Below are 14,180 nucleotides of genomic sequence, written 5' to 3'. Positions count from 1 at the left end.
GGCCAGGTTTTCGCCGGGACGAAAGACTCCGCCAGGTGGTTGGCCCGTCCGCCGGCCTGCGGCCGCTGATTGTCTAACATGTTAAGTGCGGGGGGAGAACGCGAAAACCTTCGCCTGAGTCTTCAGTCTCCGGCGACAACCTGTGCCGGGGGAAGTTGGCGAAATCAATTCTGGAGGGGATATGGAAGCCCGCCAGTGCTTGGCGAGGTCTCTCACGAGCCCAGCACTGTTGCGCGCTTCGAAGAGTGCAAACGGTCCCCGAAGGAATTCATTCCGGCCGGATTCCCCCTCACGACATTCTCAGGTCCGGGACTGAAGACTCAGACACATAAACCCACCACACCGGACCTGGTCCCCTCCGGACGCGTCCTACAGGCCTCCATTAAATCTCCAAACTAAATGACAGGATACAACTATCCATAACCGCAAATAACAAAACATTACATCAAAAGCTCCCCGGCCACATAATGGGACCGGGGAGCAACTGTCGCTTATCTATTCGATTATTTCTGCATCTCGAGTACATCTGCAAATGCCTGGATAGCTGTGCTTGCCTGACCGAAGTCACGCATCTGCTGATCGATACCCAGTTTGATATGCGGAATACCTGCATTATTTAATGCCTTCTTTAAGTATGGATACTCCATTTCCTCCGGGTCACAGAACTGCTGCATGAACAGTACCAGTCCCTGAGCGCCGCTTTCCTTTACCATGTTGGCAATGAATTCGCCGCGGCGGTTCTCTGTAGATTTTGGATCGTACAGAAGAACGTCATAGTCCATATTGGCAAACTGTTTTGCCAGTGCCATTAATGCATCTGCCTCATCCTCCGGAGCATCTACACGGAAGGAACGGCTCTCATGGCCAACGTCGTCTGCGGCGATGGCAATGTTGTTCTCTTCGAAGATTTCAAGAAGCTTTGGATTGTCACAGATAATACCGGATGTAACAACCTTGGTTCCCTGCCAGTCACAGACAGGAAGTTTCTCAAGCTCTGCGTTCAATTCTTCCAGCTTCTCTATGTATTCCGGTTTCTCCATAAAGAAGAAGGATTTCAATACTGCAGAACGCTTGGTTGGTGTAATGACATCGCAGTGTGCGCTTGCCAGTTCTACGAATTTACGGCGGGCCGCACGGCTCTTATTGTATACTTTGATGGCATCCTGAATCGCCTCGTCTGTAATCTCTTTGCCGGCAACTTTTTCCAGTTCTTTCTTAACATTTGTATACTGGTCAACGCTGAACTGAAGACCAAAATCTTCAAAACGGTTCTGCGGCTGAGCAAGGAAGATAACTGCCATCTTATCTCCCATAGCAACACGGAAGTTCTGGCTCATTGGGCGCAGTGTATCACAGATGGTTGGAGTAATGATTCCGTCCAGCTGATCCATTGTGCCGTCTAACAGCATCTCCAGAGCAAGCTGTGCGATAGTGCAGTAGAAAGTTGCACAGTATTCTTTAGCACGGCTGATGGTCTTGTTATTGGAACCCCAGATTCCCATCGGCACCATGCCGGCGGCATAAACAAGCTCTTCCGGTGCGTAATACGGCAGAACGCCGATTACTTTCTTACCCTGAGCTTTATATTCAGCAAGCTGCTGTTTTGGAGTGGCAGCCTTTACTTTAAATTCATCCAATAATGCGTTGATACTCATCGTTACTTTGCCTCCTTTGCCTGCTTATTTGCTTCCATTGCCTCCACAAGGCCCTGTACTCGGGTCTCATACTGAGCGGCATTGAAGTTACGCGGGTCAGCCTGGTCACCGTCGAAACCTGCGCATGGAACGCCCAGATCTTCAGTGAAACGGCGCTGCATCTCAGCCATATAACCGCTCCACGGTTTACAGCTTCTGTTATAATGAACAAGAACGCCATCTACCTTATTGTCACGGCAGATACCTTCACGCCAGTCAACACCCTGTTCGATGCAGACGGAGTTCGGAGCTTTGTAGTAAGCGCGGGCCATCTCATCGATGTTGTTATAAACAAAACCGAAAGCTGGTGCATATACAACGGCAGTAACGTTGACGCCATGCTCTTTCAGAGGTTTGAACAGGTTAGGCAGCTTCGGCCAGCAAGGAATACCCTCGAACATAACACGGTATTTCTCCGGGAACGGAGTTGTCGTCTCCCCCTTCTTAACTGTCTCTTCCAGATCGTCTGCCAGAAGCTCAAATGCCTCAGCAGCTTCCACTCTGGCACGTGCAGTTACGACATCAGCCATATGGTTGAACAGGTCGAAACCGCTGTATGGAGCCGGTTTATACTGAAGATAATCGCAAACCTTTAACCATGCCTGTGCGGTACGGTTAGCATTGGAACAGGCTTTTTCAAACTTCTTCTCGTCAAATTTCTTGCCTGTGAGTTCTTCTAACTGCTTAATTGCCTTATCGAACTGAGCGCGTACATATTTTACATTATCGTCATGAACATCTACCGTATTGTTATACGGAATATCAATCATGATCAGCGGTACGTTGCACATACGTGCAATGTTCTCATACCATTTGGTCATACAGTTACAGATATTGTTACAGCAGAGAACGAAGTCCGGCTGCGGAATACGCATCTGACGGATTGGAGAGATTGCCTCCAGACGTCTTTCTTTCTCCGGGCCGTCCGGAAGAGCTTCAATCTCAAGCAGATTGTCCAGTACAAGATAAGGAGTCTGTGTCTTTGGATCTTTCTTTGGTTTACCGGTTGCTTCGTCGATTACCACATTGCCTTCTGCGTCTTTTAACGGTTTGCCTGTAGCAGGATCGATGATGTATTCACCGGTTTCAGCATCATATTTGCGTGATACACGCACACCGGCTGCATAAGCCAGGCTGATACGGGCATATCCGCAGATATCGTTGTCATAGCCAAGATCCTCAGCAGCCTGGCACATCATCTCACCGTAACGGTTCGCAGCGATGCCGGCAGCCTGGTTCTCCGGATACATAACATTCAGATCAAAAGCTGCTGCAAGCTCACAAGGGAACTTGGATGAGGACCAGCCGACTAACTCGCCTCTTGCTTTGGCCTCGCGCGCATCTTTGTGGACGTCATCAACGACCTTGCGAAGTGCGAGAACGCCAGGACTAACTTGTTTTGCCATAATAATTATCCTCCATTCTTTCTATGAATTGCTTTGACGGCGGCTGGACGCCTGCCATGCAAGCAGGGCGGCGCCAAGCGCGCCATTATACTGTGTCAGCGGGGAAGTCTTGATCGGACATCCCAGCTCATCCTGAAGCGCCTTCACAACGCCTTCATTCTGAGCCACTCCGCCGGTCATAACGACATCCGGTACCACACCGATACGGTGGGCAAGCCCTGTGACACGATGAGCCACCGAGCGATGGATTCCGTCGATAATGTCACACTTATCGGTTCCCATCGCCAACTGGCTTATAACCTCACTCTCGGCGAAAACGGTACAGGTGGAACTGATTCCCACTTTCTTCCGGGACATGGCGCCGAGCCTTCCCAGATCTTCAACCTTTACTTCCAGGACACGCGCCATAACATCCAGGAACCGTCCCGTTCCTGCCGCGCACTTGTCATTCATCTGGAAATTGGTCATTGCTCCATTATCTATATGCAGAACTTTTACGTCCTGTCCACCAATATCAATGACAGTGTGGACATTTGGAAACAGAAAAGTTGCGCCCTTGGCATGGCAGGAAAGTTCGCTCATCTGTTTATCGGCAATACCATCCATCAAAGAGGTACGGCCATAGCCGGTTGCCAGCGTATATGCCATGTCTTCCTTCTTCATGCCTGCCTCATTTAGCACGGCTTCAATCGCGCGCTGCGGTCCGCTGGTACCTGCGCCTACATCTATCAGTGATTTGGCCACAATCTCTTTGCCATCTTTTAAAACGATGCACTTGGAGGCTGTGGAACCGACGTCGATACCTAAAGTATAAATTCCGCTCATAGTTATTTATGTCTCCTCCGTTAACTGAGTGTTGGGGTGGTTGGGTAGGTTGAAAACTTGAAGCAAAGATATATCCTTGCAGTGCTGCTCGATTCCGCTTTGCTACATCTCGCTCACGGGCAGGCGCCCTATGAAAAAAGACGAATTAAATTTTTCTTATGTGCGAGCACAACGTAAAATTTCCGGTCGCTTCCCACTACTTTGCAGTGCTGCTCTTTGCTTACGTGGACATTATACCACACCCACCCCTAAAAGTCGCTGGAAAATGTTTAAAACGCTATAAAATTATTGATAAGACTGTTATTAAAAAACCTTTATCTGCCTGGACATACAGATAAATCGAGCAAAGGTTCCAGCAGCCTCTGCCCGATTTATCTGAAAAGTCTCAGACTTTTTTACTATCTACTATCGTACTATCATCTATCAATTGTTTTATTTACTTGGCGTTTTTTAACTATACATTCACTTTTTAACAGTTACAACATTCATTATTTACCAAATGTCTCAAATTCACGTGTGCTTCTTGGTGTCAGCATCTGATGCATCGGGCAGATTGACTGCGGATTCTGATAAGCAGCCTCTGTAAATGCCTGGATGTATGGACGCATCTCTGTCATGTCGACAATCTCGTCTACCATACCTTTTTCTGTACAGTATTTTGGACGGGACTTGTCTGTGTACATCTGAATCATATCGTTCATCTTGCCGATGATTGGCTGTAAATCTTCGCCTGCTTTTTTCGCTTTAACCAGTTTTCTGGAGTACATAGCGTTTGCAGCAGTTTCGCCTGGCATTACATAGTACTCGCAAGCACCTGTACCAAGAGAGAATACGTTGGTATTGTTGCCCTGTGGACCGCCGAGTACATAGTGAGCAGCTGCACTTGCCTTACGGATTGTGATCTCTAAGGACGGCAGTTTGGAGTTTTCGATGGAGTAGATCAGGGACTGACCTAAACCAAGAAGCTCAGCTTTCTCAGCCTCGTCGCCTACGTCGATACCGGTTGTATCCTGTAACCAGATTAACGGAATACGGTCACGGGCACAAAGTGTAACGAACTCGTTCATCTTGATAAGACCCTGACGGTATAACTTTCCACCGATACCTACAGAATTCTGTTTGTACTCCGGATAGTTCATCAGCAGACCCTGTACGTTAGCGATAACGCCTACTAAGAGACCGTTAACCTTTGCAAGACCTGTTACCATCTCCGGACCGTAGCCCTTCTTGTACTCGGAGAACTCACTGTTGTCGAACAGACGGGCAATTACTTCGTAAATGTCGTATGGACGTTTCTGGTTCATCGGGATGATGCTGTACAGATCCTCAGCCGGAAGCTGCGGAGCCTTTGGTGTATCAACGCGGAAGAACTCTAAGTTGTATGCAGGCAGGTAGCTGATGTATTTCTTAATACCATCGATTACGCCTAAGTCGTTCTGGTATACTTCACGGAAGAATCCTGTCTCGTCATAGTGGATCGGAACAGATCCCGGTGCCGGAACTTTCAGCTTGCTGTTTTCGATCTGAGCGGCAATAATCTGCTCTGCTGCTTCATCATCAATGTATCCCTTCGGATTCATACCGGATAAGATCCCGGCTCCGCCGACTGCCATGTTGGCATCCTGATGTGCAATCAGAATCGTTGGGGAAATGCTGTGGTATCCGCCGCCGGCCGGGTTGGTTCCGTAGATTCCTACGATTACCGGAATACCTAACTGGTTTAATTCAGAATTGCGGAAGAACGGTGTACCGCCGCCGCGTCTGTTTGGATATACCTTGTCCTGGTTCGGGAATTCTACACCGGAGCAGTTCAGCAGGTAAATTAACGGAAGATGCATCATCTTAGCAGCGTCTGAGCAGCGAATCAGATTCTCTGCCTGTCCTGGTACCCATGCGCCGGCCATCTTCTTGTTATCGGAAGCTACAATATAAACCCATTTTCCATCTACACGGCCAAGACCGTTCACGATGTTTGTTGTGCCGAATTTGTTGTTCTCAGGATTGAAAAGGCTGTTTAACGGGCACCATGTACCTGGATCGATTAATGCGTTGATACGCTGCATTGCAGATAACTGTCCACGCTCATTTAACTTCTCTTCAGAAGTAATACCGGCATCAAGAGCTTTTTTAATAGACTCATGGATGTCGCTTTCAACAGCTTTGATCTCCTGCTCATTTTCCGGATTTGGATTAACCAGCTCTTTGCCGATTGTAGGCATGTTCTGGAAATATCCTGGCATTGAATACATATTCATGTCTTCATTTCTCCTATTCTATAATTGCTCAACTATTGTTATACCGCTGCGGAAGTTTTCGGCCGCCGCAGCGTATGTAGGATCTTTATGTTTACAGTAAATTAGTTAGCCGGCTCTTCCTTCGGAACCTGGATAAATGCCTGGCCGGGATCGATCTCCTCACGGATCATGCGGATAACTTCCGGTGCCGGTGCATCCAGCTTCACTGCTCTGGAAACGTCGATATCGAATCCTGTATTCTCGATAACGTCTTCCGGTGAAGATGTCTCATAGTAGCCTGCAAGGTACATTCTCTTTGTCTTCTCGTCAAATTTGAGGATACCGCGGTCGGTAACAACTGCCTGAGGTCCACGGTTGCCCGGAAGGCCGAGTCTCTCGCGTCCGCCAGGTCCGTCAATCCATCCCGGGCTTGTAACGTAGTCGATCTTCTGCATGAAACGGCGTTTTTCGTGCTGAATCATGATGATTGTGTTAGAGAAGGTTGCAATTGCGTTTGCACCGCCGGAGCCTGTGAAACGAGTCTTCGGAGCGTGATAGTCACCGATACAGGTGGAGTTCACGTTTCCGTATGGGTCGATCTGTGCGCCGCCGATGAAAGCAATCAGTCTGTCTGTGTCATGCAGCCACTCATTTGCCTCAAATCCGATAAAACGGATATTAGGCCACTGGCATCCGCAATGAGCCATAAAACGAAGGTCACCTACGGAACGCGGAACCTCGATTGGTGAGCAGTCCATCAGTCCGCTCTCAACGATCAGGTTGCATTTCGGTGCGAATAAACGTTTTGCAACGGATGCACCGATTAACGGAAGTCCGGTACCTACGATTGCAATATTGTCATTTGTGATCTGCTGGGCAAGTGTAATTGCCTGCATTTCTTTGTTTGTATACTTTGTGTAGTCAGCCATGATTAATCCTCCTTGCTCACATCTGTAGAATATCCATATCCATCAGATACTTTCAATTTAAGGAGACGGTTAATACCGATCTTCTCAAGAAATTCTGCATTATCTTTGATATCATAAACATACTCATTTAAGAATGCCTTGAAATCTTCTTCCGTCTTGCTGGCTGAACCATACGCTTTCAGGAAAGCGTTATCATAGTCATAATAACCATAGCACTGTGTCGGGAATGCACCGTAAGGAACCTCGCAAACTGCGTCAACTGCAAAGCAAGGAATCTTTGTCAGTGTAGGATCTCTGCGGATCACGTCGTTGCTTACCAGTTCTTCACATGTAACAATAACTTTCTTGGCAGCTACAACGATATCAATATCATGGAACTCATCGCCCAGAAGGATACAGGTTCCGTCCGGAGATGCCTTCTGAACATGGATGATAGCGGTATCCAGCTCAGGAACAGGAAGTGCTACTACCTTCTCACCCGGTTTGAATGGGTTCTCAACATATACGAACTTGTCGTCGGAAAGTTTGTCAATTGTCTGACGAACTTCCTTGCTGATTCCCCACTCGTCTACCAGTCCGGATCCGATCATAAAGCGCACTGGTAAAAATGGAAGTCCTAAGGAAGCGGCATGAAGCATGAACATGATAGCATCCTGAGAGTAATCCTCATAGATCAGCTCGCCTGCTTCGATTTTCTTACGGAAGCGGCGGGATACATTGGTTACACCGGAATCAGCCGTATAGCAGTTGATATATGCTTTTACACGATCCTCACCAATTAACATATCCCAGTCAGAACCGGCAGGACCGGCCCATGCAATAAAATCTTTTTTGCCCTGACGAAGGATCTCGCGGACTGCTGCCATCGGTTTTTTGTTGGTTGTAAAACCACCGAAGGAGATCGAATCGCCGTCTTCTACATACTTAGCAACCGCCTCTTGTAATGTACACACTTTATTACTCACAATAAAGCCTCCTTTTATTAAAATTTTCAATAACTACCGTAAATTATTTAAAAATCAGCATGAAGAAACCGGCTGCCACAGCAGAACCGATAACACCTGCCACGTTTGGTCCCATCGCGTGCATCAGAAGGAAGTTCGTCGGGTTCTCTTTGGAACCAACTGTCTGAGATACACGTGCTGCCATAGGAACGGCAGAAACACCTGCGGAACCGATAAGAGGATTGATTTTTCCTCCTGTTACCACACAGAGAAGCTTACCTAACAGGACACCGCCCACTGTTGAGAAACAGAATGCCATAAGTCCCATGGCGATGATAGCGATTGTCTGTACACGAAGGAAGATATCTCCGTTTGCCGTAGCACCTACTGTTGTGCCGAGCATGATGGTTACGATGTTACAAAGCGCATTCTGTGCCGTGTCGGAAAGACGCTCAACAACGCCGGACTCACGGAACAGGTTACCAAGCATCAGCATACCCAGAAGCGGGGCTACCGACGGAAGAAGCAGAGAACAGAACAGTACTACGAATACAGGGAATACTACTTTCTCTACTTTGCTTACCTTGCGGAGCTGTTTCATAACAATGGATCTCTCTTTTTTCGTGGTAAGCAGTTTCATAATCGGCGGCTGAATCATTGGAATCAGGGCCATATAGGAATATGCGGCAACCGCGATTGGCGCTACCAGATCCGGTGCCAGGTTGTTGGCAATATAGATAGCCGTAGGGCCGTCAGCGCCTCCGATGATACCGATGGCTGCTGCTTCACCTACTGTGAAGAGGCCGGTTGCATTAGCCAGCATGAATGCGATGTAGATACCGAACTGTGCCGCAGCACCGAGCAGTAAGCTTATCGGGTTCGCAATCAAAGGTCCGAAGTCTGTCATCGCTCCTACACAGAGGAAGATAAGACAGGGGAATAAGCTGGACTTAACTCCGCCGTACATGATACGAAGAACACCCTGGGTGTACCATGGTTCGGATTCTTTCATTAAATCTGCCAGAGGCAGGTTTGCAAGAAACATACCAAATGCGATTGGAAGCAGAAGAAGCGGCTCATACTGCTTTTTAATCGCAAAATATAAAAGGATAAAGGAAATAGCAAACATTACCAGGTTTTTCCAGGTAAGTGCCGCAAAACCGGACTGAGCCAGCATTTCCCCCATGATTTCAAAAAAGTTCATTACTCTACCTCCTAGTTAAGGACAACCATGGCAGCTCCAGTGTCTACAGGATCTCCTGCCTTAACAAGAATCTGGCTTACTGTGCCGTCTGCCGGTGCAACAATTTCTGTTTCCATCTTCATAGCTTCCATAATCGCTACTACATCGCCGTATTTAACTGCCTGTCCTGCTGTTACCTTCACATCCAGAACTTTACCCGGCATTGGTGCCTCTACCGTTGTGGCGCCTGCTGCTGGTGCTGCTGCCGGAGCCGGTGCTGCTACAGGTGCCGGTGCTGCTGCCGGGGCTGGTGCTGCTGCAGGTGCCGGAGCTGCCGGTCTCTGTACCGGTGCCGTGCTTGCCAGTGCTGGTGCCTTAGGAGCAGCCACACCGTTGCGGTCCAGAGATTTGTAGCCTTCTACTCTCTCTACTTCAACTTCATATCTTTTGCCATTGATCGTAGCAATATATTTCATAATCTTTTTACATCCTTTCGATTGCTTTCATGAATCCTATCTTTTTAGTTCAGAACAACCATTGCGGTTCCGGTCTCCACAGCATCTCCTGCTTTCACAAGGATCTGTGCAACCGTACCGTCTGCCGGTGCAACGATTTCAGTTTCCATCTTCATAGCTTCCATTGTGATGACAACCTGGCCGAATTTAACAGCCTGGCCTGCTGCCACTTTTACGTCAAGTACTTTACCTGGCATTGGAGCTTCTACTGTTGTGCCGCCTGCTGCAGGTGCCGGAGCTGGAGCAGCCGGAGCTGGCGCTGGAGCAGGTGCTGCCGCCGGTGCAGGTGCTGCTGCCGGTGCTGTAATCGGAGCTGCCGGTGCAGGTGCTGCCTCACCATATCTTGGGATTGGCTCATATTCGCCAATTCTTTCAAGTTCTACATCGTACTGTTTTCCATTGAGGGTAGCCGTATACTTCATAACTGCTGTAACCTTCCTTTCGATTTCCTTCCATTCCTGATGACTATCAGAGTTCCTTTACGTTTACAATCTTAAACTGATCAGCCGGTAATTCAAGATCCATACCAATCGTAGCCATAAGTACCGCCAGCGTCTCTTTATCGGCTTCATCCGATACAACCGGAGCAGCGGCCGGGGCCGGCTTCTGAGCTCCGTCCTTGATAATCGAGCGCAGGATTTTAGATATTAAAATGATTGCCAGAGCCAACGTAACCAGAGTGATGAACACTACTGAAATTCCCAGCAGGGATACGATGACCGACTGCCCAAAAGGCATTGTAGCTTCAGTCCACATACGTGCATTGCACCTCCTTTTTAGCAGATCTCATAAGAGACCTTCATTATTCGTTTTGCATTCCTTTGTGAAAAATTATATTATTAAAATAACCTCAAACAAAATTCCGCATTATGGAATGCATTCCATTTTTAAAAGCCCAAAAATATAAAGGGTGTCAGCCCTTTGTGAAACTTGCAGTACGCTTTTAATCACGGCAAGCTCACTATGGCTAAATTATAACAGTAACCCCCTTGAATGTCAACCGGGGCTTTCATAAAATATGCACAAAAAAACACCTCGCGAATTAGGGAAAACCTCTGATAAAATCAAGGTTTTTCGACCTTTTACAGCACGATTTTATATGTTTATTATCATTATTATACGCCCTCTTCCTACAATTCATATTATCGTTCCGTTTATTCCGAAACCCACCCATTTCTTTTTCATTTTCTTAACAATACGACTTTTTTCTGTAATTTTCTCCACAATTTTCCCTTTTTACAAATCCACTGCTTGTCTCACGTTAAGCGCGGGGGCGGACCGGTTCCTCCATGCGCACAGGTCACCGCCTTCAATTAAAGAAAGAGAGTGGTTAGCACTCTCTTTCTACCTTATTATAATTATAACTTTATTTTACCCGGCTAATCATTTTCACCGGATTCTATACTTAATTCTTATTTTGCGATTTTAAACGAACTCTTCAATGATACAATCCGGTTAAATACAGGAGCCCCCGGAGCACTGTCTTTGCAGTCCACACAGAAATATCCGTTTCTCACAAACTGGAAGCTGTCAAACGCCTTTGCATCTTTCAGGCCCGGCTCCATATAGCATTCCCTGAGTATGGTGAGTGACTTTGGATTAAGGTTTAAGGAACCATCGGCGTTGAGCTTTCCCTTTTCCTCGTCAATCAGATTTTCATAAAGACGGCACTCTGCTTTCAAGGCCGTCGGTACAGCCACCCAATGAATCGTTCCCTTCACTTTTCTTGCATTAAATCCGGAACCGCTCTTTGTCTCCGGATCGTAGGTACAATGGACAACCGTCACATTGCCGTTCTCATCCTTCTCAAAGCCGGTGCAGGTTACGAAGTATGCATTCATAAGACGGACTTCATTTCCAGGGAACAGGCGGAAATATTTCTTTGGAGGTTCTTCCATGAAATCTTCTCTTTCTATATAAAGTTCACGGCCAAACGGAAGCTTTCTGGAACCCAGAGCTTCATTCTCCAGATTGTTTGGTGCATCCAATTCCTCTATCTGTCCCTCCGGATAATTATCGATCACCAGTTTAATCGGATCCAGGATTGCCATGACCCTTGCCTTTGATAATTTCAAATCCTCGCGCAGGCAATATTCCAGCATCGCACTGTCAATGGAGTTGTCGGCCTTGGATACTCCGGCCAGCTCTACGAATTTACGGAGCGACTGCGGCGTAAACCCTCTTCTCCTCAGTGCAGCGATTGTGACAAGACGCGGATCATCCCATCCGTCAACCACTCCGTCTTCAACCAGCTTTTTGATGTAACGTTTGCCTGTAACTACATTGGTCAGATACATTTTTGCAAATTCAATCTGACGCGGCGGATTTTCAAATTCACATTCTTTTACTACCCAGTCGTAAAGAGGACGGTGATCCTCAAATTCCAGGGTACAGATGGAGTGTGTGATATGCTCTATCGCATCCTCAATCGGGTGTGCAAAATCATACATCGGATAAATGCACCACTTATCGCCTGTATTGTGATGGCTCATATGGGCAACTCTGTAAATTACCGGATCCCTCATGTTAATATTCGGGGATGCCATATCAATCTTTGCCCTCAGGACCTTCTCTCCGTCTTTATAGAGTCCGTTCTTCATGTTTTCGAACAACTCCAGGTTCTCCTCCACGCTTCTGCTGCGGTATGGGCTCTCCTTGCCGGGGTTATTAAAATCGCCTCTGTACTCGCGGATCTCATCAGCCGTTAAATCGCATACGAATGCTTTTCCCTTTTTAATAAGAAGAACTGCACAGTCATACATAGTCTGGAAATAATCAGAAGCAAAGAACAGCCTGTCCTCAAAGTCAGCACCGAGCCATTTCACATCCTCAATGATGGACTCTACAAACTCTGTCTTCTCTTTCGTTGGATTTGTATCGTCAAAACGCAGGTTGAATTTACCATTATACTCTTCTGCCAGTCCGGAATTCAAAATAATGGACTTGGCATGACCAATATGAAGATATCCGTTGGGTTCCGGTGGGAATCTGGTTTGGACATGGCTATAAACACCCTCTGCCAGATCTTTATCTATCTCTCGCTCGATAAAGTTCTTGGATACAACCTCCTCCTTATCTCCCGTTTCAGCTATTACATTCTTATTCTCTTCCATAAGCTTCCCTCCGTTTACTGTTTCTCTATCGTATAGAATCATACTTCCGCCGTCTTTAAAAGCCGCAGCGTATGATTTTTACTGCTTTCAGACAAATATCTTCTGATCATAGCAAATATTTCCTAATATCATAACACATTTTAATAAATTGGAAAAGCAGTAATCCATAAAAACTTTGCATTTCACTGCGAATCCGCTTATCCATGTATTTCAGTTAATACTTGCATTTTTCCCATAATCGGGATACAATATTCCATAATGTGGTTAGTTTTTCCTAACTTTTGTCAGAGAATAAATTACCGCATTTGTGGGCATTTATAACTTCAAACAATCCAATTTCGCCAGGTAAAGGAGGCATTATGAGAATTGACAAACGTAAAATAGCACTGATCGGGACAGGAATGGTGGGAATGAGCTATGCTTATGCCCTGCTCAACCAGAATGTCTGCGATGAGCTTGTTTTAATTGACGTGAATAAAGAAAGAGCCATCGGAGAAGCCATGGATCTGAACCATGGACTTGCCTTTTCCGGTTCCAACATGAAAATCTATGCAGGCAGATATGACGACTGCAGTGACGCCGATATTGCAGTTATTTGCGCCGGTGTAGCGCAGAAGCCAGGTGAAAGCCGTCTGAATCTTCTAAAAAGAAATACGGAAGTCTTTAAATCCATTATCGATCCGGTGACATCATCCGGCTTTAACGGGATCTTCCTGGTTGCCACCAATCCTGTTGATATAATGACACGTATCACCTGTACACTATCCGGCTTCAATCCGCGGCGCGTCCTGGGTACCGGCACAGCGCTCGATACGGCAAGACTCCGGTATCTGTTAGGTGAATATCTGAAGGTGGACCCCCGCAATATCCACGCTTATGTCATGGGAGAACACGGAGATACGGAATTCGTCCCCTGGAGCCAGGCTATGGTTGCCACAAAATCTATCACAGAGCTGTGCGAAGAATCCCATGGTTCCATCTGCGCCCAAGAGCTGGAACAGATATCCGAGGAGGTCCGCACAGCGGCATATAAAATTATCGAGGCCAAAAACGCCACCTACTATGGCATAGGAATGGCCCTGACGAGAATCACCAAAGCTATTCTCGGGAACGAACACAGTGTTCTCACTGTTTCCGCCATGCTGAGAGGGGAATATGGGCAGTCCGGCATCTTTACAGGAGTGCCATGCATTATAAACCAGAACGGAGTCCAGAGAGTGCTGCCTCTGTCGCTGAGCGAGGAGGAGAGTGAAAAGCTGGAGCAGTCTTGTCAGATTCTGAAGAGAAGTTATGAGGAATTGGAAATTTAACTGAGGTTTGGAGGACGCGTCCGGAAC

Annotated in this window: 12 protein-coding genes; 1 reads left to right on the top strand and 11 read right to left on the bottom strand. The window is 47.0% G+C overall.

Annotated features, from left to right (window positions below; genetic code table 11):
• Positions 1 to 503 precede the first annotated feature (503 nt).
• The 11 genes from hgdB to CLOSYM_RS04545 all read right to left on the bottom strand — a co-directional run bounded on the left by hgdB (position 504) and on the right by CLOSYM_RS04545 (position 12,843).
• Positions 504 to 1,655 (bottom strand): (R)-2-hydroxyglutaryl-CoA dehydratase subunit beta, encoded by a 1,152-nt coding sequence (hgdB, locus tag CLOSYM_RS04595; RefSeq protein ID WP_009295763.1) that lies wholly within the window; start codon positions 1,653 to 1,655, stop codon positions 504 to 506.
• Positions 1,656 to 1,657: 2 nt separating this feature from the next.
• Positions 1,658 to 3,100, bottom strand: coding sequence for a (R)-2-hydroxyglutaryl-CoA dehydratase subunit alpha (gene hgdA, locus CLOSYM_RS04590; RefSeq protein ID WP_009295762.1), 1,443 nt, complete (start codon positions 3,098 to 3,100; stop codon positions 1,658 to 1,660).
• Between the two features lie 21 nt (positions 3,101 to 3,121).
• On the bottom strand, positions 3,122 to 3,925 hold the full coding sequence (gene hgdC, locus CLOSYM_RS04585) for a (R)-2-hydroxyglutaryl-CoA dehydratase activase HgdC (RefSeq protein ID WP_009295761.1): 804 nt from the start codon (positions 3,923 to 3,925) through the stop codon (positions 3,122 to 3,124).
• Positions 3,926 to 4,413: 488 nt separating this feature from the next.
• On the bottom strand, positions 4,414 to 6,180 hold the full coding sequence (locus CLOSYM_RS04580; RefSeq protein ID WP_009295760.1) for an acyl-CoA carboxylase subunit beta: 1,767 nt from the start codon (positions 6,178 to 6,180) through the stop codon (positions 4,414 to 4,416).
• Between the two features lie 101 nt (positions 6,181 to 6,281).
• Positions 6,282 to 7,088: a glutaconate CoA-transferase subunit B gene (gctB, locus tag CLOSYM_RS04575; protein ID WP_003501719.1), complete on the bottom strand. Its 807-nt coding sequence runs from the start codon at positions 7,086 to 7,088 to the stop codon at positions 6,282 to 6,284.
• Positions 7,089 to 7,090: 2 nt separating this feature from the next.
• On the bottom strand, positions 7,091 to 8,053 hold the full coding sequence (gene gctA / locus CLOSYM_RS04570; RefSeq protein ID WP_009295759.1) for a glutaconate CoA-transferase subunit A: 963 nt from the start codon (positions 8,051 to 8,053) through the stop codon (positions 7,091 to 7,093).
• Between the two features lie 43 nt (positions 8,054 to 8,096).
• Positions 8,097 to 9,236 (bottom strand): sodium ion-translocating decarboxylase subunit beta, encoded by a 1,140-nt coding sequence (locus CLOSYM_RS04565; RefSeq protein WP_009295758.1) that lies wholly within the window; start codon positions 9,234 to 9,236, stop codon positions 8,097 to 8,099.
• Positions 9,237 to 9,247: 11 nt separating this feature from the next.
• Positions 9,248 to 9,691 (bottom strand): biotin/lipoyl-containing protein, encoded by a 444-nt coding sequence (locus CLOSYM_RS04560; protein ID WP_009295757.1) that lies wholly within the window; start codon positions 9,689 to 9,691, stop codon positions 9,248 to 9,250.
• A 44-nt stretch (positions 9,692 to 9,735) separates the two neighbouring features.
• Positions 9,736 to 10,152, bottom strand: a complete 417-nt coding sequence (locus CLOSYM_RS23970; RefSeq protein WP_021641141.1) for a biotin/lipoyl-containing protein — start codon at positions 10,150 to 10,152, stop codon at positions 9,736 to 9,738.
• Between the two features lie 46 nt (positions 10,153 to 10,198).
• Complete coding sequence (locus tag CLOSYM_RS04550) at positions 10,199 to 10,486, bottom strand: OadG family protein (protein ID WP_003501709.1); 288 nt, start codon at positions 10,484 to 10,486, stop codon at positions 10,199 to 10,201.
• A gap of 656 nt (positions 10,487 to 11,142) precedes the next feature.
• Positions 11,143 to 12,843, bottom strand: a complete 1,701-nt coding sequence (locus CLOSYM_RS04545) for a glutamine--tRNA ligase/YqeY domain fusion protein (RefSeq protein ID WP_044902136.1) — start codon at positions 12,841 to 12,843, stop codon at positions 11,143 to 11,145.
• Between the two features lie 359 nt (positions 12,844 to 13,202).
• On the opposite strand from CLOSYM_RS04545, the gene CLOSYM_RS04540 reads away from it, so the two are divergent.
• Positions 13,203 to 14,153 (top strand): L-lactate dehydrogenase, encoded by a 951-nt coding sequence (locus tag CLOSYM_RS04540; protein WP_003501700.1) that lies wholly within the window; start codon positions 13,203 to 13,205, stop codon positions 14,151 to 14,153.
• Positions 14,154 to 14,180 lie beyond the last annotated feature (27 nt).

This window comes from [Clostridium] symbiosum ATCC 14940 (assembly GCF_000466485.1).
GTDB lineage: Bacteria > Bacillota > Clostridia > Lachnospirales > Lachnospiraceae > Otoolea > Otoolea symbiosa.
The sequence above is the reverse complement of the archived record's forward strand: the minus strand, read 5'-3'. Positions and strand labels throughout refer to the sequence as shown.

Bases quoted from the DNA above. Each gene is read 5' to 3' on its own strand.
- CLOSYM_RS04550 (WP_003501709.1), bottom strand. From the start codon at position 10,486: ATGTGGACTGAAGCTACAATGCCTTTTGGGCAGTCGGTCATCGTATCC.
- CLOSYM_RS04545 (WP_044902136.1), bottom strand. From the start codon at position 12,843: ATGGAAGAGAATAAGAATGTAATAGCTGAAACGGGAGATAAGGAGGAG.
- CLOSYM_RS23970 (WP_021641141.1), bottom strand. From the start codon at position 10,152: ATGAAGTATACGGCTACCCTCAATGGAAAACAGTACGATGTAGAACTT.
- gctB (WP_003501719.1), bottom strand. From the start codon at position 7,088: ATGGCTGACTACACAAAGTATACAAACAAAGAAATGCAGGCAATTACA.
- CLOSYM_RS04560 (WP_009295757.1), bottom strand. From the start codon at position 9,691: ATGAAATATATTGCTACGATCAATGGCAAAAGATATGAAGTTGAAGTA.
- CLOSYM_RS04580 (WP_009295760.1), bottom strand. From the start codon at position 6,180: ATGAATATGTATTCAATGCCAGGATATTTCCAGAACATGCCTACAATC.
- CLOSYM_RS04565 (WP_009295758.1), bottom strand. From the start codon at position 9,236: ATGAACTTTTTTGAAATCATGGGGGAAATGCTGGCTCAGTCCGGTTTT.
- hgdB (WP_009295763.1), bottom strand. From the start codon at position 1,655: ATGAGTATCAACGCATTATTGGATGAATTTAAAGTAAAGGCTGCCACT.
- hgdA (WP_009295762.1), bottom strand. From the start codon at position 3,100: ATGGCAAAACAAGTTAGTCCTGGCGTTCTCGCACTTCGCAAGGTCGTT.
- CLOSYM_RS04540 (WP_003501700.1), top strand. From the start codon at position 13,203: ATGAGAATTGACAAACGTAAAATAGCACTGATCGGGACAGGAATGGTG.
- hgdC (WP_009295761.1), bottom strand. From the start codon at position 3,925: ATGAGCGGAATTTATACTTTAGGTATCGACGTCGGTTCCACAGCCTCC.